The organism is Terribacillus aidingensis (genome assembly GCF_040703035.1).
In the GTDB taxonomy this organism is placed as follows: domain Bacteria; phylum Bacillota; class Bacilli; order Bacillales; family Amphibacillaceae; genus Terribacillus.
This window is the reverse complement of the sequence record NZ_CP159996.1, coordinates 365,930-387,134: the sequence shown is the minus strand read 5'-3', so window position 1 is coordinate 387,134 and position 21,205 is coordinate 365,930. Positions and strand designations below refer to the sequence as shown.

21 protein-coding genes, 1 pseudogene and 2 riboswitches are annotated in these 21,205 nt (G+C 45.0%); of the genes and pseudogenes, 5 read left to right on the top strand and 17 right to left on the bottom strand.

What is annotated here, in order from left to right; translation table 11 throughout:
• Positions 1-132: 132 nt before the first annotated feature.
• Positions 133-903 (top strand): SDR family oxidoreductase, encoded by a 771-nt coding sequence (locus ABXS78_RS02135; protein ID WP_366248727.1) that lies wholly within the window; start codon positions 133-135, stop codon positions 901-903.
• A 32-nt stretch (positions 904-935) separates the two neighbouring features.
• Here the strand turns inward: ABXS78_RS02135 and ABXS78_RS02130 are convergent, their stop codons facing one another.
• From ABXS78_RS02130 to ribE (ABXS78_RS02100), 7 genes and pseudogenes are all read right to left on the bottom strand, one after another.
• A complete protein-coding gene (locus ABXS78_RS02130; protein ID WP_366248726.1) occupies positions 936-1,562 on the bottom strand; it encodes a hypothetical protein in 627 nt (208 codons plus the stop codon).
• Entirely contained in the window at positions 1,559-2,005 is a 447-nt protein-coding gene (locus tag ABXS78_RS02125; protein ID WP_366248725.1) for a permease prefix domain 1-containing protein, read from the bottom strand. Before ABXS78_RS02125 ends, ABXS78_RS02130 begins: the two co-directional genes overlap by 4 nt.
• Positions 2,005-2,301 (bottom strand): PadR family transcriptional regulator, encoded by a 297-nt coding sequence (locus ABXS78_RS02120; protein WP_255212179.1) that lies wholly within the window; start codon positions 2,299-2,301, stop codon positions 2,005-2,007. The genes ABXS78_RS02125 and ABXS78_RS02120 overlap by 1 nt, the downstream gene beginning before the upstream one ends.
• 140 nt (positions 2,302-2,441) lie before the next feature.
• Positions 2,442-3,017, bottom strand: a complete 576-nt coding sequence (locus ABXS78_RS02115; protein ID WP_366248724.1) for a DNA topology modulation protein FlaR — start codon at positions 3,015-3,017, stop codon at positions 2,442-2,444.
• A gap of 83 nt (positions 3,018-3,100) precedes the next feature.
• Positions 3,101-3,565, bottom strand: coding sequence for a 6,7-dimethyl-8-ribityllumazine synthase (gene ribE, locus ABXS78_RS02110; protein ID WP_366248723.1), 465 nt, complete (start codon positions 3,563-3,565; stop codon positions 3,101-3,103).
• 122 nt (positions 3,566-3,687) lie between these two features.
• Positions 3,688-4,278: pseudogene (ribB, locus tag ABXS78_RS02105) on the bottom strand (3,4-dihydroxy-2-butanone-4-phosphate synthase); the annotation flags it as partial.
• Between the two features lie 11 nt (positions 4,279-4,289).
• Complete coding sequence (gene ribE / locus ABXS78_RS02100; protein WP_366248722.1) at positions 4,290-4,937, bottom strand: riboflavin synthase; 648 nt, start codon at positions 4,935-4,937, stop codon at positions 4,290-4,292.
• A 336-nt stretch (positions 4,938-5,273) separates the two neighbouring features.
• Positions 5,274-5,414: riboswitch (FMN riboswitch) on the bottom strand.
• Between the two features lie 155 nt (positions 5,415-5,569).
• Here ribE (ABXS78_RS02100) and ABXS78_RS02095 point away from each other — a divergent pair.
• Positions 5,570-6,190: a winged helix-turn-helix domain-containing protein gene (locus ABXS78_RS02095; RefSeq protein ID WP_366248721.1), complete on the top strand. Its 621-nt coding sequence runs from the start codon at positions 5,570-5,572 to the stop codon at positions 6,188-6,190.
• Between the two features lie 2 nt (positions 6,191-6,192).
• Positions 6,193-7,461, top strand: a complete 1,269-nt coding sequence (locus ABXS78_RS02090) for an MFS transporter (RefSeq protein WP_366248720.1) — start codon at positions 6,193-6,195, stop codon at positions 7,459-7,461.
• Here ABXS78_RS02090 and ABXS78_RS02085 read toward each other — a convergent pair whose 3' ends face one another.
• The 10 genes from ABXS78_RS02085 to ddlA form a co-directional block, all read right to left on the bottom strand.
• Positions 7,462-8,034, bottom strand: coding sequence for a VanZ family protein (locus tag ABXS78_RS02085; protein WP_095224017.1), 573 nt, complete (start codon positions 8,032-8,034; stop codon positions 7,462-7,464).
• Positions 8,035-8,183: 149 nt separating this feature from the next.
• Positions 8,184-9,134 carry an ornithine carbamoyltransferase gene (gene argF, locus ABXS78_RS02080; RefSeq protein WP_366248719.1) on the bottom strand — a complete coding sequence of 317 codons (951 nt, stop codon included), beginning with the start codon at positions 9,132-9,134 and terminating at the stop codon, positions 8,184-8,186.
• The gene (carB, locus tag ABXS78_RS02075) at positions 9,131-12,334 is read right to left on the bottom strand and encodes a carbamoyl-phosphate synthase (glutamine-hydrolyzing) large subunit (RefSeq protein WP_366248718.1); all 3,204 of its coding nucleotides are present in this window, start codon (positions 12,332-12,334) and stop codon (positions 9,131-9,133) included. Before carB ends, argF begins: the two co-directional genes overlap by 4 nt.
• On the bottom strand, positions 12,327-13,412 hold the full coding sequence (locus ABXS78_RS02070; protein ID WP_366248717.1) for a carbamoyl phosphate synthase small subunit: 1,086 nt from the start codon (positions 13,410-13,412) through the stop codon (positions 12,327-12,329). Before ABXS78_RS02070 ends, carB begins: the two co-directional genes overlap by 8 nt.
• A gap of 89 nt (positions 13,413-13,501) precedes the next feature.
• Entirely contained in the window at positions 13,502-14,917 is a 1,416-nt protein-coding gene (gene argH, locus ABXS78_RS02065) for an argininosuccinate lyase (protein ID WP_366248716.1), read from the bottom strand.
• Complete coding sequence (locus tag ABXS78_RS02060) at positions 14,914-16,173, bottom strand: argininosuccinate synthase (RefSeq protein WP_095224012.1); 1,260 nt, start codon at positions 16,171-16,173, stop codon at positions 14,914-14,916. Before ABXS78_RS02060 ends, argH begins: the two co-directional genes overlap by 4 nt.
• 187 nt (positions 16,174-16,360) lie before the next feature.
• Positions 16,361-17,092, bottom strand: a complete 732-nt coding sequence (gene queE / locus ABXS78_RS02055) for a 7-carboxy-7-deazaguanine synthase QueE (RefSeq protein ID WP_366248715.1) — start codon at positions 17,090-17,092, stop codon at positions 16,361-16,363.
• Positions 17,082-17,519: a 6-carboxytetrahydropterin synthase QueD gene (gene queD, locus ABXS78_RS02050; protein WP_366248714.1), complete on the bottom strand. Its 438-nt coding sequence runs from the start codon at positions 17,517-17,519 to the stop codon at positions 17,082-17,084. The genes queE and queD overlap by 11 nt, the downstream gene beginning before the upstream one ends.
• A complete protein-coding gene (gene queC / locus ABXS78_RS02045) occupies positions 17,516-18,175 on the bottom strand; it encodes a 7-cyano-7-deazaguanine synthase QueC (protein ID WP_095224009.1) in 660 nt (219 codons plus the stop codon). Before queC ends, queD begins: the two co-directional genes overlap by 4 nt.
• A gap of 105 nt (positions 18,176-18,280) precedes the next feature.
• A riboswitch (PreQ1 riboswitch) is annotated at positions 18,281-18,325 on the bottom strand.
• Positions 18,326-18,800: 475 nt separating this feature from the next.
• Positions 18,801-19,907 (bottom strand): D-alanine--D-alanine ligase, encoded by a 1,107-nt coding sequence (gene ddlA / locus ABXS78_RS02040; protein WP_366248713.1) that lies wholly within the window; start codon positions 19,905-19,907, stop codon positions 18,801-18,803.
• Between the two features lie 150 nt (positions 19,908-20,057).
• On the opposite strand from ddlA, the gene ABXS78_RS02035 reads away from it, so the two are divergent.
• Entirely contained in the window at positions 20,058-20,507 is a 450-nt protein-coding gene (locus ABXS78_RS02035) for a DUF4385 domain-containing protein (protein ID WP_366248711.1), read from the top strand.
• 58 nt (positions 20,508-20,565) lie between these two features.
• The gene (locus tag ABXS78_RS02030; RefSeq protein WP_095224006.1) at positions 20,566-21,192 is read left to right on the top strand and encodes a metal-dependent hydrolase; all 627 of its coding nucleotides are present in this window, start codon (positions 20,566-20,568) and stop codon (positions 21,190-21,192) included.
• The last annotated feature ends 13 nt before the right edge of the window (positions 21,193-21,205 follow it).

Sequence of the window (21,205 nt, the reverse complement as noted above, 5' to 3'; positions counted from 1 at the left end):
TCTAAAGAGAGAAACCTCGCCAACCAGTTGGTAACCAAACGCCGCAAAGGGTATACTAAAAACAGATAGCGTTTCTTCCACCCGGCAACAGGGTACATATTTATAAAGATTGTCAAAATGAGGTGAAGCACAATGAAACCAACTGCTCTAATTACAGGAGCTTCCAGCGGAATCGGTTACCATATAGCTAAATGGTTCGCCAAGGCGGGCTATGATCTTATCATCGTAGCGCGTTCCAAGGACAAACTCCTTTCCCTGCAAACAGAACTGCAAGATTCGAATGTGACTGTCATTCCTCATGATTTGTCCGTACCTAACAGTGCATATGAACTGTACCAAAAGATTCGTGATGAAGGAAAAACAGTAGAAGTGCTTGTGAATAATGCCGGCTTTGGGCTTAGCGGCAAATTCGAGGATACGAGCTTTGAGACCCAGCAAAAACTGCTGCATCTGAATATGGTTTCATTGGCAAACCTGACTCGTCTGTTCATCGATGATATCATTCACTCTCCATTCAAGAATGTACCGAATGGCATTTTGAATATTTCCAGTATGGCTGCCTTCCTGCCTGGCCCATATATGGCTGCATATCATGCATCCAAAGCATTCGTTCAGCGGTATTCGGAAGCACTTGCCGAGGAATTGAAAGACAGTGGTGTAACAGTTACGGCACTTTGCCCTGGTCCTACGCAGACCGAATTCTTTAAACGTGCCGGCAATGACAAAATCATGTCTTCTTTCCGGGATGCACCCGAGGATGTGGCACGAGAAGGTTTTCTTGGTTTTATAAAAGGCAAACGGGTCGTCTTCCCATCAGCGAACATTCACGCAGCCGTTTTGCTCATGAAGTTCATGCCAAGCAGTCTGCTCAGCAAAATAACCAAGAAAATGTATTCAAGATAAACAAAAGGACACCCACGGAGGGTGTCCTTTTGTTATCTGCTGAGGTGGCGGCGATAGCTGTAGAAATATGCTGCCAGCGGCCACCATGCTGCTGCGAAAATTGGGTAAATTGCCCAGATCACCGATGGAGAATAGGCTATATTCACAAACAGGAAGAACACACTGAGTGCACCAAAGCCCAATACACTGAAGAATAAACTAGAGCTACGATGACCTATAATAGATAGCGGCCACCAGCTCATCGCAAAGATGATAAAACCGTACCAAGGTGTTTCATGACCAAAATACTGATGCAGACCGAAATAGTATACACAGACAGCCAAGCTGATAGCTAAGGCAATTCCCATTTTAGCAAGATGTCTTCGTAGCATAACAGCTGTCCCCCATAACGCCAAAGCACCTAATGTGTACAGATACCATGGTGTAGAAGGCGAATCAGACATATTTTCGTTAACCAGTACGGCCCCTACAACGATTGCCGACAGCCACGTTACTACTGTCAATTGATTCGGAAAAAGAATCTGCAGGGCAATGATGATACTAGCACCTAAACTGTACGTATACCAAATCTCCTGCGGCGTAGTCATCAAGTTGGTATAAACGGAAAAACCGCCCAGGCTCAGCAGCATAAATGCAAGAAACAATCTCCACGGCTTCACCGCTGCATCACCTTCCTTTTCCTAGCCTTCATCCAGACGAAGGTCATACTCACCGGCCACCAAAGAATAGCGAATGTCGGGTAGACAAACCAAACCTCATATGGTGTATAGTACAAATTCACAAAAACGAGCAGTGCGATAATCAATAAACTTCCGCATATAGAGAACCCGAGATTCAACGTGCTCATATCTTCTTTTTTCTTCTTTTTATCTGGTGTTTTCTGCGGTGCATGCTGCAGCTGGAATTCCCTCTTTATTTCCGCCAAATTCCCGAAGTCGACAATTGCCTTATTAACGGCATCTTCTTCCGATTTCCCCTCCAGGATGAAATCTGCAGCCTTCTCTTCCATCGAATCCTTTATTTCCTCCTTCAAGTTCACTACCTGTTCTGTCTCCGGCAGATCTGCAAATTGCTCTTCCACATACATATTGATCTTCTGCATCAAACACCCTCCATAAATACATCGATTAATTGTTTCGCTTCTTTCCACTCTTTCGCTGCTTCATGAAAGTAAGCCTTCCCAAGCGTCGTAATCGTATAATATTTCCGCTTGCCTCCATGTGACTTTTCTCCCTGATAAGACTCGATTAATTCTCGTCGTTCCAGTCGCTGAAAGACTGCATAAAGTGTTGCTTCCTTAATTTGAAATGCTTCGTGCGTCCAAGCTGCTATGTCTTTCGATATCTGGTAACCATACTTATCCCCATCCATCAGCAAACGCAGGATAATGGAATCCAAATGCCCTCGAATTGTGTCACTCCGAATATAGCTCCCCTTCTTTCCAAATTACTCTATCTGATAAAGTAATCATAAAGCATATTACTCTACGTGTCAAAGTAATTTCTGTATCTTTTTTCCAAAAATAAAAAAACAGGCTATTAACCTGCTTCAGATTTGCTTTTTAAAAAGGTCAAGTACTCTATCACATCCAATTTGTTCTCTACAATAATCATCTTGTGACCGTATGTAAGAAAACTCTCAAAGATAAATGGCTTAGTCGTACGCTCAAAATAACGATTCCATTTGAACATCTTTAGGAAGATATGAAAGGAAGGTGTGTAATTAGATGTCTCCAATTTCACTTTTTGACGCAGGAAACGTTTGATTATCCGGCTATTTCTTATCCGATATGCCGGATTCAGCAAGATAATTAATTCTGCTTTTACAAGGCTGTCTTCTATCCACTCATCTGTATGGACACCCTCGATGATCCAGGCACGAGAATCAATAATACTTTTCAGGATCTCCCGCTTCTCCTTGTCAGAACGGCGTCTGTCTCCTGCCGAGGATCGCTTCCAAACAACGTTATCCAGTTCGTGATGGTCAGCACTCAGGATATTCGACAACTCCTTAGCTAGAGTCGTCTTCCCGCTGCCGACAGAACCAATGATATGTATTTTACAAGGTAATTTGGTTTCGTTCCCATCATCTCTTAATTCATAGTGTGTTTTCATGTAAGTAAGCACCCCCTACATGAATATACATTATTTACTAAATACAAAAAAGAAGCAGAGGTTAATCCCCCTGCTTCTTTTGCTTAGATCTGTTTTAGTAAATTGGCCATCTCGATTGCAGAAACAGCTGCTTCTGCGCCTTTATTGCCTGCTTTCGTACCTGCACGCTCAATAGCTTGTTCAATTGTATTAGTTGTCAGTACACCAAAGATAATCGGGATACCAGCCTTACTGGCAGCACTCGCTACTCCTTTTGCCACTTCATTGCTCACATAATCGAAATGCGGTGTAGAGCCTTTGATAACTGTGCCTAATGTAATCACAGCATCGTATTTTTTGCTTTCAGCAAGTTTCTCAGCTACAAGGGGGATTTCAAATGCTCCAGGTACCCATGCAACATCCACTTTTGCTTCATCGACACCGTGACGCTTTAACGTATCAATTGCGCCGCTCAACAGTTTGCTCGTAATGAACTCATTAAATCTTCCTACAACAATTCCAATTTTCAAATCTGATCCTACTACATTTCCTTCTAGTACGTTAACCATATGATTACTCCTTTATATATGGGACAGTATGTCCTCATCTTTTGTATTCGATAATGTTTTATGCTTGCTGCACTTTCGCAAATCTTTACTGTTTATTTCTCCACTTTAGCTTCTTGAAGTTCTCGATATGCAATTAAATCAGCGATTGTGATAATTGGCAGCTGGTGGAACTCAGCTAATTTCTCAAGTTCCGGCATGCGCGCCATTGTACCGTCCTCATTCATGATTTCGCATATATAGCCGGCTTCTGCTGTTCCTGCTAGTCTAGCGAGATCAACAGCTGCTTCTGTATGTCCAGGTCTTTCCAGCACACCGTTTTGCTGGGCGATCAGCGGAAAAATATGTCCCGGGCGCTGGAAGTCAGACGGTTTACTTGCACTTTCTGCCAGCTTGGAAATCGTATGAGACCGTTCGAATGCACTGATACCAGTAGTAGAATCAATATGATCAATACTAACGGTGAAAGCTGTCCCATGCGGATCTGTATTATTAGCTACCATCGGCGGCAAATCCAATCTTTCGGCAATTTCCCGGGAAATAGGCGCACAGATAAGACCTTTTCCGACAGAAGCCATAAAATTAACTGTTTCTGGGCTTGCATACGCTGCTAAAGCCAGCAAATCTCCTTCGTTCTCTCTTGCTTCATCGTCTGTAACGATGATCGGTTTACCGCTTTTCAAGTATTCTATTGCGATGTCTATTGTCGTCTTCATACATTTCCCTCCTAATCCATGAATCCGTGCTGCGCTAACGTCTCTTCCGTAATGCCTGCAGACTGTGGACTTTTTCGATGCTCCAGCAACCGTTCCATGTATTTAGCAAGCTGGTCAAATTCGAGATTGACTAGATCGCCAGCTTTCTTTTCGCCTAAGATTGTCGCTTTCCTCGTCTCCGGAATAAGCGAAATAGTAAATGTATCTTCCCGGACTTCAAACACCGTCAATGACACACCATCAACTGAAATTGAACCTTTGGACATCAAATACTGCAGGCCTTTTGTTACAGCAATGTCAATGTAACGAGCATTTGACTCATCTCGAATGGATAGGATAGATCCTGTTGTATCTACATGACCACTCACAAAATGGCCTCCCAGTCTTCCATTAGGCTGCAAAGCAGGTTCCAGATTCACTTGATCGGAACTTTGCAAATTGGACAAAGAACTGTAATGGAACGTTTCCGGCATCACATCTGCCTGAAAATAAGACGGGGTGAAACTAGTAACTGTAAGACAGACACCGTTAACGGAGATACTGTCCCCAACGTGCATATCTGTTGTCAGCTTTTCACTGGCAATTGTGAGCTGCATCGCCTTATCCTGTCTTTTCACATCAATAATGCTGCCTACTTCCTGAATGATTCCAGTAAACACTTTTCTCCTCCTTTTCTTCTGAGAGCTTCTCAAGGAAACAAGAAGTTATTTTCACTTGCTGTCATGCTTACGAACGGGAATATTACCGTCTTGGGGCTGTGTGACGGTTATTTGGGGTTATAACAATTCAATATATCTTTTACCAAAATTCTTGTAAATGAATCACTCGAATAAGGTGCAAGCTGGCCGCTCCTGCCAATTTGCTCCTAACTAGCACTAACTTTCATATAAAAAGCCCCAGAATAATGGATTCTGGGGCTTTGGCTTTAAAAGTATAGCGAAACAAGCTATCGTCAATCAACGAAATAGCTGCTGGTGGCGTGTGGATAGCACGCCGTTTCCTCTTTCCCATCCAGACTGTACTGTCGGCTTTGGAATCTCACCAAATCCACCGTTATAATAACGGGTCACGGACTGAAGACAGCTATGCTGCCTATCACCGCCGGTCGGGAATTTCACCCTGCCCCAAGAGAAAACCTATTCGATTGCCTCTACTTTAACATATTTTTTATGTTGTTGTACAGCAAGAAAAAAGTCTGAAAATTTAATTGACAATAAGTGGAACCATAACTAAACTAAAGCTGTAAAATAAATTTGACCGATCAAGAAATGTTTACAAGAGGAGGAATACAATGAAACAAGCTATGGCATTAACAACCTTTGAACAGTTAAAAGCAATCAGTGACCCGCTGCGTGCAGAGATGATCATGAAGTTAGTTGAAACATCTTATACCGGACAGCAGCTTGCTGTCTTGCTGGAAACGAGCAGACCGAAGATTCATTATCATTTGAAAGAGTTGGAGAAAAACGGCTTGATCGAAGTGATTCGGACTGAAGAAAAAAATGGTATTGTACAGAAATTCTATCGAGCTGCGGCCAGAGGCTTTTTCCCATCAGAAGATCTACTGCCTTACGCGGAAGAACTCAGTGAATCGACAAGACAGCTATATGTACAAATGACAAATAAGACAAAATCAGCGATCCTTACTGCACCAGAATCATCCTTTGCAAAAGCAGCCGGTTCCACTGATCCGAAAGATTGGGATAAAGTCGGAAGTATATGGGAAATCAGCGCCACTGAAGCAGATTTTCAGGAGTTTATTCAGGGTTTATTCGGTTTGATGGAGAAGCTGCGAGAAAAAAGTGAGGCAGCTGAATATGATTCCAATGGTAAGCTGTATCATTTTTCCGCTTATGGTTTTGAAATCGACACACCATCATTTGATCAAGTAGAGATGGAAGAGGAGGATTAAGGATGTTCACTATACTGAAACAGCGTAACTATGGCTTGCTTTTCTCGGGGCGAATTATAAGCAATATTGGAGACAGCATTTATTTCATAGCGGCCATGTGGCTCGTTTATGATCTGAGCGACAGCACATTTTATTCAGGTCTGGCAGGAGCCTTGACACAAATCCCGAACCTACTGCAATTCCTGATTGGGCCACTGGTTGATCGATGGCAAATTCGCAGCACGCTGATGTGGACACAAGCACTGCAAGCCGTGCTTATACTGCTGATTCCACTTGCAGCTTGGCTGGACTTTCTGTCTGTTACACTGCTGCTCGTCATCATGCCGATTCTGACCTTTATTAACGCATTTGCATATCCGACAGAAACAAAAGCATTGCCAATCGTTCTGAAAAAAGAAGAACTCCCTGCTGGTAATGCACTATTCTCCTTTGCTTACCAAGGTGTCGATCTCATCTTTAATGCCATCGCAGGCGTAATGATTGCTGTCTTTGGAGCAACACTACTATTCATCATCGATTCTTTTGCCTTCTGTATTGCTTTCCTTTTATTCAGCTTCCTTAGAATCCCACACCATAGAGCGCAAACCAGTGAAGCCGATAATACGCGTTCTGTCTTCAGCACTTACATCACTGAACTTAAAGAAGGACTTAAGATACTTTTTACAACCATTTTAGCTGCTGCACTCTTTGGAGCAGTACTATGCAATCTGGCAATTGGTGCCGCCATGGCGGTCATGCCTGCTTTTGCAGATGAGCGACAAGGAGCTGCCGTATATGGTTTATATTTGGCCGCTATGTCTTGCGGGGCTTTAATAGGCGCGCTATTAGCTTCTACCTTCAGCAAATTACCCATCGGTAAAGCAACAATATGTTCCATGTTTCTGGCTTCTGGAATCTGGGCAGCAGCTGCCTTCATTCCATGGACTTGGTTGAGTGTGATTCTTTACGGACTCGCTTGGATACCAGTCGGCTGTATCAACGTCACTTTCGCAATATTGTTACAAACTTTGGTTCCAGTTTCCATGATCGGCAGGGTGACAAGCGCAAGTGCAAGTTTCGTTACAATTGCAATGCCGATCGGTTCATTGGCAGGCGGATATGCAGCCACATTTATTCCTTTGTCTTGGGTCTTTTGCACTGCGGGCAGCGGCCTTGCCTTGCTTTCTGTAACGTGGCTTCTATATCCAAAATTGCGCAAATTGGGACCCCTCGCCTCCTTGTCACCGGAACTGCTTGGATTCAAGGATTATACCCAGCAGGAAACAAGCTGATTACAGCTTGCCCCTTTTTAATAACGGACGCAGAGCAATCCAATAAAATGCATATCCAAGCATAGCTCCCAATACATTCAAGATAATGTCATCGATATCGACAGAGCGATAATTATAGCCTACAAAATAATTCAGCAATCCTTGTGTCGACTCAATTGCTGTACTGAATACAAGCCCGCACAGAACAACGATAAAGAAAGACCTGGTTCTGCGAATGAGCAAAGGCAAATAAAAGCCGAGCGGCACAAATAAGAGGATATTTCCCCCTAGATTTTTAAGGGCTAGTCCATATCCGAAGCCATCGATTTGCGTTGTATGCCAGATTTGCATAATGGACGTTAGCGGCGACGTATTCCAGCGGTAGCTTGTTTCCAGCTGCTGATTTTCTTCGATAAGATTCTGATCCACAGGCAATGGGAAGAATGTCAGACAAATGACAGCGATCACATAGATAGCGAAGGATGCCATCAATAAATGTTGTTTCTTGGTAATACCAACCGTCTGGTGAAACGGAATAATAGACAGTAAATAGACAAACGCCAGGAAGATAGCCGGCGCTACGTAAGTTAACATAGTAATTATTCTCTCCTGTATCCTAGAAGTCCCTTACGTAGAGTAAGTGGACATATACTCTTTAGTCTACATGATTTTCCCATTCTTGTGAACGCATAGATACAGAAAAGAAACCGCCTTTTTTTCAGGCGGTTTCTTTTCTGTATTCTTTATTTCCCCATAACAGCAAGCATAAGCGCTTTTTGGGCATGCAGGCGATTTTCAGCTTCTTGGAATACCGCTGATTGTGGACCATCAATGACAGCTGCGGTCACTTCTTCGCCCCGATGTGCTGGCAGACAGTGCAGGAAGATAGCATCTGACGCCGCAGAATCCATGAGTTCCTCATTCACTTGGAATCCCTGGAATGCTTTCAGTCTGGCAGTTGTCTCTTCCTCTTGCCCCATACTCGTCCAGACATCTGTATAAAGTACATCTGCACCTGCGGCAGCTTCTTCCGGACTCTCCGTAATAAGGAGAAAATCTGGATCACCGCTGATCTTTTTCGCCTTTTCAACGATTTCAGGGAGCGGCTGATAGCCCGCTGGAGATGCAATTCGAATTTGCATTCCAGTTTTCGCTGCTGCAATCATTAAACTATTAGCTACATTGTTAGCGTCACCGATATAAGCTAGCTTCACGCCTTCCAATGTTCCTTTATATTCCAAGATTGTCTGCAAATCAGCCAGAGCCTGACATGGATGGAATAAATCAGTCAAGCCATTGATTACCGGGATAGTAGCATGTGCTGCCAGCTCCTCCACCATTTTATGCGAATTGGCACGTATCATGATGGCATCCAGATACCCGGACAGAACTTTTGCCGTGTCAGCAACTGGTTCGCCGCGGCCAAGCTGCAAGTCCTTTGAGTTCAAAAAAAGCCCCAAACCGCCAAGCTGATAAATACCTGTTTCAAAAGAAACACGCGTCCGTGTGGAAGATTTTTCAAAAATCATACCTAAGGTTTTCCCTGCCAGCGGCTGACTGAGTTCACCTTTTTGATGCTGACTTTTTAGCTCGGCAGCCAAATCCAGCACATAGAGAATTTCTTCCTTTGTCAAATCCTGCAGTGATAGCAGGCTTTTGCCTGCCATCGATTGCTGTTCTATCGTCTGCTTCATTGCACATGCTCCTTTTCCGCTTGCTCCAAATAATCCGACATCGACAAGCTGTCCGCCAGTTTATCCTGACTAGCCAGCCAGTAGCTTTGCATTGTCGACAAACTTGTCATACACGGAGTCTCTGTTTTCCATGCCGATTCACGAATACCTTGGAATCCTTTTCTCGTACTGCATACAGCAGTCATCTTTTGGTCTTCAATCAAAAGAATTGCTTCTTCATAGGAAACGACTTCGAATGAATCACTGTCTGGCAAAATAGCTGCAGTCTGCTCCGTCAGTACAACCTTTGCTTGCATCTGTCCAAGTAATTCTTCCAGTCCGATCAAGTCGGCTGATTCTACATCTATAAGGATTTGAGCCTCGTCTGTCAAAGACCGGAGTGTCTTTTCCTTCCAGCCAAACGCCTTATTCAATGCCTCGGTCTCCGTCTTGCCTAATCCAATTGCTTCTCCCGTCGATTGCATATCCGGCCCAAGCAGCGGATCGACACCTGCCAATTTTGTGGTGGAAAAGACAGGCAGCTTAACAGCATAAAATGGTATTTCTTTTTGCAGTCCAAGTGGATAACCTGCATCCTGCAATGCTTCTCCCATCTGCACTCTGGTAGCTAAGTCTACCAATGGGACGCCCGTCACCTTACTGGAAATAGGCACTGTACGGGACGCGCGCGGGTTGACCTCCAGGACATACAAGATGTTACGGTCTTCGCTAAAGACAAACTGAATGTTCATGATACCTTTCACATTAAGAGATTCCGAGATTCTGCTTGCATAGCTGACAATCATATCTTTCTCTGATTCACTTAAGCTAGGTGCAGGGAAAATAGCTGTACTGTCTCCGCTATGAATTCCAGCAGGCTCGATATGTTCATAGATGCCTGGGATAAGGATGTCTTTGCCATCACAAACAACATCTACTTCTACCTCCATGCCAGGGACATATTTATCAAGAAGCAGCGGGAATAAGCGGGAAGTGTGTATCTGCTGCTTGAGCTCATCCAAATAAGATTCCAGCATATCTTCCGAATGCAGGATGACCATCCCTTGACCACCTATCACATAAGATGGACGAATAAGAATCGGATAACCGATTCGGCGGGCTTCGACATGCAATGAAGCGGTATCCATCACAGTCTTGCCCGGAATATGCGGGATGTTCAGCGTATGCAGCAAGTCATAGAAGGCTTCCCTATTCTCCACGCGATCTATTGAAGCTGTGCTCGTTCCGGCAATTGTAACGCCAGATTCCTCGAGATCTGCTGCTAAATTAATTGCTGTCTGCCCTCCGAACTGGACAAGCACCTCGTCAGCTTGCTCTTTCTCAATTATGTGTAGCACGTCTTCTTTTGTAAGAGGTTCGAAATACAGATGGTCAGCCGTATTGAAATCGGTACTGACAGTTTCGGGATTATTATTGATGACAATAGATCGAATGCCTTGTTCTCGCAAAGATAAAGCAGATTGTACAGAGCAGAAATCAAATTCCACCCCTTGCCCAATCCGGATAGGACCAGAACCCAGCACCACTACCTTCTTATCAGCTGCAGGTAAAGGTTCAACCTCATCTTCTTCTTGCCAGCTCGAGTAGAAGTATGGGGTTTGCGCAGAAAATTCGGCTGCACACGTATCGACCATCTTGTAAGAAGGCTTGATTTCCTGCTCCTTGATTAATCCTTCCACTGCTGCCAATGGCTGATCGAGGACTCTCGCTAGGGCAACATTGCTGAAACCAAGTGTCTTAGCTTTTCGGAGAAGTGCCTCTTCAGGCTGCCAGCCGCCTTCTTTTAATTCTTGCTCGATATCGATGATCCGCTTCATCTCATGAAGGAAGAATGTCGTAATCTCCGTCCACTCATGAAGCGTCTCGATAGATACTCCCCGACGCAGTGCTTCAGCAAGCAGAAACAGTCGGCGGTCATCTGCATCTATAAGCCCTTGTTCCAGCTCAGCATCTGTCAGTGCTTCAGCGGACGGCAAACGGAATTCCTCCAAGCCGATTTCCAGGGAACGAATGGCTTTATGCAGACCAGCAGGAAGGTTACGGGATAGCGCCATTACTTCGCCTGTTGCTTTCATTTGTGTTCCAAGCAGACGATCTGCCTGCGTGAACTTATCAAATGGCCAGCGCGGTATTTTCACAGCTACATAGTCGATGGCAGGCTCGAAGCTTGCAAACGTATCTCCTGTAATCGGATTCGGCACCTCATGCAGATGATAGCCAAGTGCTAGCTTTGCAGCAATCCGGGCGATCGGATAACCTGTTGCCTTGGATGCTAATGCACTGGAGCGGCTTACCCGCGGGTTCACCTCGATGATGACGTACTCATCACTATCTGGATTAAGCGCGAACTGTATATTACATCCTCCAACGACACCTAGCTCACGGATAACTTTACATGATACGGTCCGAAGCATTTGATACTGTCGGTCTGTCAATGTCTGGGAAGGTGCGACAACGATACTGTCTCCTGTATGTATTCCGACAGGGTCGATATTTTCCATATTACAGACGATGATGCAAGTGTCATTTGCATCCCGCATCACCTCGTACTCGAGTTCCTTCCAGCCCTTCACACTCTGCTCGATTAGCACCTGATTGATCGGACTTGCCTGAATTCCACTCTTTACATACCGCATCAGTTCCGGCAGGTCGTTTGCGATTCCTCCTCCTGCTCCGCCTAAAGTATAGGCAGGACGGATGATGATCGGAAAACCTGTATTTTCTGCAAAATCCTTTGCTTCCTCGATTGTGGTGATTGGAAGACTTTCCGGAACAGGCTCATTGATCTCCTGCATCATCTGCTTGAACAGCTCCCGATCTTCTCCGCGCTGGATTGCATCAAGCGGTGTACCTAGCAATGTAACGCTGTATTTCTCCAGTACACCTGCCTGATCCAGGCTTACCGCCAGATTAAGGCCGGTCTGGCCGCCTAAAGTAGGCAGCAGGCCATCCGGTCTTTCTTTTTCGATGATATTCGTCAAGGATTCACAGGTGAGCGGCTCCAAATACACCTGGTCGGCAAATGCCTGATCTGTCATGATTGTCGCAGGGTTATTATTGACGAGGATGACCTCTACCCCTTCCTCTTTTAAAGCAAGGCATGCTTGTGTGCCTGCATAATCGAATTCTGCTGCCTGCCCGATTACAATCGGACCAGAACCGATGACAAGGACTTTCTTGATGTGATCTTGCTTAGGCATATGCTGTCACTCCTCTATTCCGTACCGAATTCAAATATTGTTCGAACACATCATACGTATCACTTGGGCCAGGATGCGCCTCTGGATGGAATTGGACGCTCATGATCGGTTTGGTGCAGTGCTGCAGCCCTTCTACCGATCCATCATTTACATTGCTGTAAAGGATATTCCACAGGGACTGTGAAATAGAAGCTTCATCGACGACATATCCATGGTTTTGGGAAGTGATCGATACTTTTCCGCTAGGCAAATGCTGGACCGGATGATTGCTCCCTCGATGTCCATAAGGCAGCCGCATTGTATTCCCGCCGAATGCAAGTGCCAACAGCTGATGCCCGAGGCAGATCCCCAGTGTGGGATAATATTCTGCAATCCTTTTTATTTCGCCGGCTAAATACTGGAGAGACTTCGGATCGCCAGGGCCATTGGATAACAGGACACCATCCACTTTTGCTTCTTTCAGCTCTTCCAGCGTCGTATCAAACGGAAAGACTGTGACGTTGCATTTATTTTCGAGCAGCATATCCCGAATCGAATGCTTATAGCCGTAATCGATGATAGCAACATGAGCTGCCGACTGACCCTTTGCCGGATGGAACTGCGCCTTTTTCACCGATACACTTTCCACAATCTTTTCGGATACTTTTGCTTTTTCCGGAACAGCTCCTGGTGTTTTCGTCATTCTTCCATAGACATCCCCATGCGTACGGATGATCTTCGTCAATTTCCGTGTATCTACCTGCGCCAGGATCGGGAAGTTATGCTCATTGGCAATATCCTGCAATGTCTGGGTTGCTTGGTAATGAGCCGGCGTTTCACATGGTGTCGAAATGACAAGCCCATGAATAGATGGCGTATGGCTTTCCTTATCATTCGCATTGAAGCCGTAATTTCCGATCAAAGGATACGTCATTGTGACAATCTGTCCAGCGTAGGATGGATCTGTCATCACTTCCTGATAGCCTGTCATCGCTGTGTTGAAAACCATTTCCCCATCTGATTCCGTTGTTTCACCCAGCCAGACACCTTCTAAAATATCTCCTGTACTGAGCATCAAATAACCCTTTGTCTCTTCCATTCATGCTGCTCCTTTCTGAAACGAACGTTATCTTTATTCTAAAAAACTAATAAATATGCATTTATAACAAAAGAAAGGTGAGCAGCTGCTCACCCCTCCAGTTTGGCAGCCTGCTCTTCTGTCCACTGTTTATTCGTTTCCAGCAAGGCTTCTATATCATCCACCTGCTCTTGAACCCGTACCTTTGCCGTTCCTCCAGGGATATTCCTAGCTGCAACGACCGTCTCCGGCGCAAGTGCCTCGTAGATATCTTCTTCTATCAGACTGGAAAACTGCTGCAGCTCTTCCAGACCGAGATCCAGCAAATATTTCCCCTGCTCGATACTGTACAGCACTGTCTGCCCAACAACAGCATGTGATTCCCGAAATGCCATCCCTTTTGCTACGAGATAGTCCGCTAAATCTGTTGCGTTCGAGAAATCGTTCCGAACAGCTTGATACATATTTTCCTGCTTCACATGCATCGTCTCGATCATCGGTGCAAAAAGACCAAGTGCACCTTTCAATGTCTCCACTGTATCGAACATGCCTTCTTTGTCTTCCTGCATATCCTTATTATAAGCAAGCGGCAATCCTTTCAGCGTTGTCAGCATGCCCATCAAATGCCCGAAGACCCGGCCGGATTTACCGCGGACAAGTTCCGCTACATCAGGGTTTTTCTTCTGCGGCATCATGCTGCTGCCGGTGGAAAACGCATCATCCAATTCTATGAAATTGAACTCCGCGCTAGACCATTGAACCAATTCCTCCGAAAGCCGTGAAAGATGCATACTGATCAAACTTGCAGCTGACAGGAATTCCACCACGAAATCACGGTCACTTACACTGTCCAGACTATTTTCGGTAATAGCATCAAAATGCAGCTGCTCTGCTACAAAATGACGATCGATCGGGAATGTCGTCCCAGCCAGGGCACCTGCTCCAAGCGGCATCTTGTTCACACGCTTCCAGCTATCCTGAAGCCGCTCCACATCACGCTGCAGCATATAAGCATATGCCATAAGATGATGGCCGAAGAGTACAGGCTGCGCCCGCTGCAAATGTGTATAACCCGGTAGGATCGTATCTAAATGCTGTTTCGCCTGTTCGGTCAGCGCTGTTTGCACAGCACCCAGCAACCCGATAATATCCACAATTGCTTCCCGCAAATACAGACGCATATCCAGTGCTACCTGATCATTACGGCTTCTGCCTGTATGCAGCTTACCGCCTACTGGACCGATCTGTTCAATCAATAATCGTTCCACATTCATATGAATATCTTCATCCGCCTGTGAGAGCGTTGCTTCCCCTGCCTGGATTTTTTGCAGTACAAGCTTTAATCCATCAGCAATTGTTTCAGCATCATCTTGTTCGATGATGCCGCATTTGCCAAGCATTGCTACATGCGCCAGACTGCCTTGAATATCGTATTTAGCCAGTTTTTGATCAAAGCCGATGGAGGAAGTGTAGGCGTCTACTAATTCATTGGTCGGCTTTGTGAATCTTCCTCCCCAGAGCTTCATTGTTTCACAGCTTCTTTTTTGTCAATTTTCAATAGTGATGGTGCCTCCGTTTGTACTGTTTGCTGACGGGCAACCTCTGCCTGAACTTTCGTCGGAAGTCCCCAAAGCTGGATGAATCCAAGTGCAGCATCATGATCGAATTTATCTTCTGGTTTGTATGTTGCCAGATCAAAGCTGTATAGAGATTCCGCGGATTCCCTGCCGACAACAAGTGCATGTCCTTTGTACAGCTTCACTTTCACATTGCCAGAGACTGTCTGCTGCGTTTCCTCGATGAATGCTTGCAACGCTTTTGTTAGCGGCGAATACCATAGTCCGTCATAGATTGTTTGCGCAAGCTTTTGCTCTACAATCGGTTTGAATTGGGAAATTTCACGTGTCATCGTCAAAGCTTCCAATTCCTGATGCGCAGCAATTAATGTCACTGCTGCCGGACATTCATAGATTTCACGAGATTTGATACCTACTAATCTATTTTCGACATGATCGATACGTCCGACACCATGTTTACCTGCGATTTCGTTCAATTTCAAGATAAGTGCATCCAATGGATAGTCTTCCCCATCAAGTGCGACTGGTTTCCCTTTTTCGAATGTAATTGTTACAATCTGCGCTTCATCTGGCGCATTTTCAGGATCAACAGTCAATCCAAATGCGTCACTTGGCGGCTGCTCCCATGGATCTTCCAGAATACCGCACTCGTTGGAACGTCCCCATAGATTCTGATCGACACTATACGGGCTCTCTTTCCCAACAGGAACTGGAATACCGTGCTTCTCTGCATATTCAATCTCTTCATCGCGGCTCATTGCCCATTCACGTACAGGAGCAACAATCTTTAAGTCTGGATTTAAAGCTGTGAAGCTTACATCAAAGCGCACTTGGTCATTTCCTTTACCAGTGCAGCCATGAGCTACAGCTACCGCTCCTTCTTCTTTCGCAATATCTACTAGCACTTTTGCGATCAAAGGACGGCTAAGTGCAGAAACTAGCGGATATTTTCCTTCATAAAGCAGATTTGCTTTCAAAGCTGGAAGTACATATTCCTCTGCATATGCAGCTTTTGCGTCCACTGTATAAGATTTAATAGCACCAACCTGCAATGCTTTCTCCTGTACGAAATCCAAATCCTTGCCTTCACCAACATCCAAACCAACTGCGATAACATCATAATTATATTTATCCTGCAGCCATTTGATTGCCACAGAAGTATCTAAACCACCAGAGTATGCGAGTACGATTTTATCCTTTGCCATTATGAATCTCCCTCTCCGTGCTGAATGCTCGATTTATTTATGTGAATTATTATGCATTAATACTAATATAAATTCAAGCATTTTTTATTAATTTAACGACTTGGTATCCTATTAATCTTTTGAATAGAAGGTGCCTGCCTACTTTTAAGTACAAAAAAAGACGAGTTTCAAGAACTCGTCTTTCTGTTTATACACCGCGTTTATTTCCCCATACAAGCGTATGAAGCTGCGGCAGGACACGCACATGATTCAATTCATTGGATGCTGATACCTGGTCAATCAGCCATTCATATTTGGACAGCAAAGCATCTTTCAATGCCGCATCATCCAACGTAGCTGTATCATGATTACCAACTTGTACATAAAAACTCACATCTGGATACCGTTTATGAACATTCGTTGCATAACGCAAGTCTTCTTCGTCGAATATAACAACTTTCAGGCTCACATGCATCAGACGTCCAGCTTCTCTTAGATTGTTGATTATCTCATCAAGACGATGAAAATCGGTCTTCATCAACGAGCTCGGCGGTTTCGGAGATATAGTAAGATCGTCGATCTCAAGGAACCATGGCTGATACCGGCTTCCCTGAGTCTCCAAAGCTACTTTCACATCCTTCTGCTTCAAAAGCTGTGTGAACTCTCCTAGATTTTTAAGTAGTGCAGGGTTCCCCCCGGAGATAGTCACGTGACGGAAACGATCTCCGCCTACTTCCTCCAAGCGATTCCATATTTCTTCGGCAGTCAGCTGCCGAATGTCATCCTTCGCTGATCCATCCCATGTAAAAGCAGAATCACACCAGCTGCAGCTATAGTCGCAGCCTGCTGTACGAACGAACATCGTCTTCTGTCCAACAACCATTCCTTCTCCTTGCACGGTAGGACCGAATACTTCTAAAATTGGAAATTTACTTGCCATTCTCTGTTCCTCGCTTTGGTCGGTATACGCAATAGCTGGTCGGTGTCTCACGCAAGAAGACTTGCAGGCACTTAGGCTGATGAGGCAGCTGATCCAGCTCTCGTTGAATCAATTCATAAATTTTACGCGCCATCACTTCTGTTGTCGGGAAATCGTCTTTTCCGAATACATCCGTGTGGTCATTTAATAAGGTATGGTCGAATTTCTTATGAATCAATGCTTTGATTGTAGAGAAATTGAATAAAAATCCACTGTCATCCAATTCATCTCCGGCAATCGTAACATTGGCGAAATACGTATGGCCATGCACCTGCTGGCATTTACCGGCATCCGGATGCTGGATGCTGTGTGCTGCAGCGAAATGCAGATCCTTATTCAGTTCGTAGCTATAGTCATGCTGCACTTGCGGATAAATTTGCTGGATCATACTTGTTCCGCCTTTTTCGCTTCATATTGATCAAGACCGTTTTGGCGCAGCTTACAAGCCGGGCACTCTCCGCAGCCCTCAGCAATGATGCCGTTGTAGCAAGTAAGTGTTTTCTCTTTCACATAGTCAAGCTGGCCCAGCTGATCTGCCAATTCCCATGTTTCTGCTTTATCCAGCCACATAAGCGGTGTATGGATGACGAAATCTTTATCCATTGATAGATTAAGAGATACATTCAAAGATTTCACGAAGATATCCCGGCAGTCTGGGTAGCCGCTGAAGTCTGTTTCACAAACACCTGTTACAAGATGCTTTGCGCCCACTTGATGTGCCAGGATAGCTGCGAAGGATAGAAATACTAGATTACGTCCCGGTACGAATGTGGACGGCAGTTCTCCTTCTTGCTGTTCGATTTCGATATCGTCTCTTGTCAATGCGTTTGGTGCAAGCTGATTCAATAGAGACATATCCAATACATGATGTCTGATGCCTTGTTCTTTCGCTATTTGTTCGGCTACCTCGATTTCCAAACTGTGGCGCTGATTATAGTTGAACGTAACAGCTTCCACTTCCTCGAACTGTTCCATAGCCCAAAACAAGCAAGTTGTACTATCTTGACCGCCGCTGAATACGACGATGGCTTTACCCTTCTTCATTTCGTTTCTCCTTTTTTCCAGACAATCCATTAAAAAAGCCTCTTCCAATAGGAAGAGGCTGCCAATTATCCATAAAAAAATAAAAAAGACTATACCCAAGGATATAGTTCCTTAGTTTTTTATAGAGGGTTGTGCTAGAACCTCTCCCAGGATGGCCTGGATTTTTTATTCTTTTCTGCAGTTCATTGTATCACAGACAAATGCTTTTGCATATGGAAATAGATTTGGACAAAAGTGTTATTACAAAACAAAAATCCGAACGAAGCAAATTTCGTTCGGATTTTTCATTTGGATTGCGAGTAAGAATCTCGCTCCGGCAGAATACTTCGCTTTCGGGCACAGCCTCAGCCTCCTCGCGAAAATTCACGCTGCGGGGTCTTCGACTTGTGCTTTTCCCGCAGGAGTCTTCGCATTCTGCCTACGCTATTTGTGTCGCTTTACGAAAGAGAGTTTAGCCACACTAGCTAGCGGAGAAAATACACGGAGACTCCTGCGGGAGGAAGGCCTAGGTGAGACCCCGGAGTGCGTCAGCACGAGGAGGCTCACCAGCCGCCCGCGGAAAGCGCAGTGTATTTTTGGAGCGGCGATTCAAACTCCTAATTGGAAAGTCTTCGCCTTTACTCTATCAAAGCTGCTGGAAAGCAGCGTTGCTTAATTCGTTATCACGTTTATGCCGTTCGATAGCAAGCTGAATCAGACGGTCAATCAGGTCTGGATAGGAAATGCCAGTGATGTCCCAAAGCTTCGGATACATACTGATTTTCGTGAAACCTGGCAGTGTGTTCACTTCATTCACAACGAATTCGCCGTCTTCTGTCAGGAAGAAATCGACACGGGCAAGCCCTTCGACGTCAAGTGTCTGGAATACTTCGACTGCCAGCTTTCTAGCTTGTTCTGTAACAGACTCGGATAGCTGAGCCGGGATAGCAAGTTCTGCTCCAGATTCGTCGATATACTTGGATTCATAAGAATAAAATTCCGTCTTCGGCAGAATTTCTCCAGGCAATGATGCCATTGGTTCTTCATTGCCAAGTACCGCCACTTCGATTTCACGGCCGACGATTGCTTCCTCGACAAGAACTTTTGTATCATAGCGGAAAGCTTCTTCCAAGCCTTTGTAGAACTCCTCTTCTGTCTTCGCTTTACTAACGCCGACAGAGGAGCCTTGGTTTGCGGGCTTGATGAAGACTGTACTGCCCAGCACTTCAGCTACCTCTTCATAACGGATAGATCCCAGCTGGCGTTTTTTGAAGGTGAAGCCATTAGCGACTCTTATACCAGCTTCCTTCAGTAGACGTTTCGCGATATCTTTATCCATACATACAGCTGAACTTAGTACATTCGGGCCTACATACGGGAGATTGGCGATACGCAGCATCCCTTGCATGCTGCCATCCTCGCCGAGTGTTCCGTGGAGGATACTGAAGATAACATCTACTTGATCAAGAACAGCGCCTTGACTTGGATTGACGAGCTGCTTTTCCTTCAAACCAGGAACAACTGCAATACCTTGCCCGGAAGGCTTCAGTTCGATATTTTTCGGATCATGTGCATTCAACAGATAGTCTGCCTTGTCATTCAGCTGCCATTTTCCTTCTTTATCAATTCCAATCAGAACAACATCATATTTATTTTTATCAATTGCATCGGCAATATTTTTTGCGGATTGTAAGGATACTTCATGCTCAGCGGATTTTCCGCCGAAGACGATTCCTACTTTTGTTTTACCCACCTGTAACCATTCCTTTCTGAAGTGAGACCATTACTTTCATTTTATCACAAACGTGTGTGGCTGCCTCCTATGTCCACAAGAAAAAATCGCGTTTCACATGGATCACATTCGGTAACTATATACATTAACAACAGAGACAGGGGGATGGGAATGGGCTATTACGATCATTTTGATGCCTCGACCGATTTTCGCAAACACCCGGATAAATACCGCGTCGGCCGCGGGGAGCAAGGTGTGCTGATGGTGGAGCCATATAAAAGTGAAATCCTGCCCCATTGGCGCTTCAAGACACCGGAAATCGCAGAGGAATCCTGCCAGAAGATTTCGGATATGTTCGAGGAATACCGTAAGCAGGATGACTTTGTCGGAATGGATATGGCCAGGAAATATATTCAGATGGGCTATACCCGTGCTCGCCGCTATGCCAACTACAAGGGCGGCAAGAAATATAAGGATGCCGATAAGACAGAAAAGCACGACCGGCAAATTGATGATGAAAAAGCAGCTTCTGCGCAAGTTTTCAAAAAAAAGTGGGACGAAATTAGAGAAGATGAAGATTATCTTTCCCGTAAGAAGGCGCATCAGAAGCAATACGGATAGCCATGACACAAAGATTCTAGTATGCTTTTAAAGACTAACTTTTGGAGGCACAGCTAGAATGAAAGGAATTACACATCTATTAATCGGAGCAGGCGCAGGTTTCGCCAGTGCCACCGCCTTGAATGCCGAAGGCGCTGTCACCGTCACAATGACGTGTACAGCAGCAGTTGCAGCGCTTGTACCAGATTTGGATACAGGCGGTATCCTCTCTAACCGCATCACTTTTTCGCACAAAGCCATCCGCAATATTACAATTTTTATCGGATTATTGCTCATTCTATATAGTATGTGGAATTTATTTGGCCAAGATCGTTATATCGGGTTAGCAATCGGGGCAGGAATTATGGTTCTCTCCCGCGTAATCAATAAGAAGTTCATGCTGCTGATTACAGGCATCGCTGTACTGTTGACCGGATTGTATACTGGACATACATGGGTTGTCATGAGCGGATGTTATATTGGGGTTGCATCCTTCCTTGCCCACCGGTCCTACACCCACTCCTTGATCGGACTGATCTATTTCTACATATTGATGACATTCTTTGAACAAGAGACCGCCCTATTTGGGACTCAGCTTGCCGGCACTGCCGGTTATGCAAGCCACCTGCTCGCTGATAGCAGGATATTCCCTGTGAATAAGAAAGGAGTCAAGTTGCTCCTTCCTATAATTAAAAAAGATTTCTAAAGGAGACGATTGC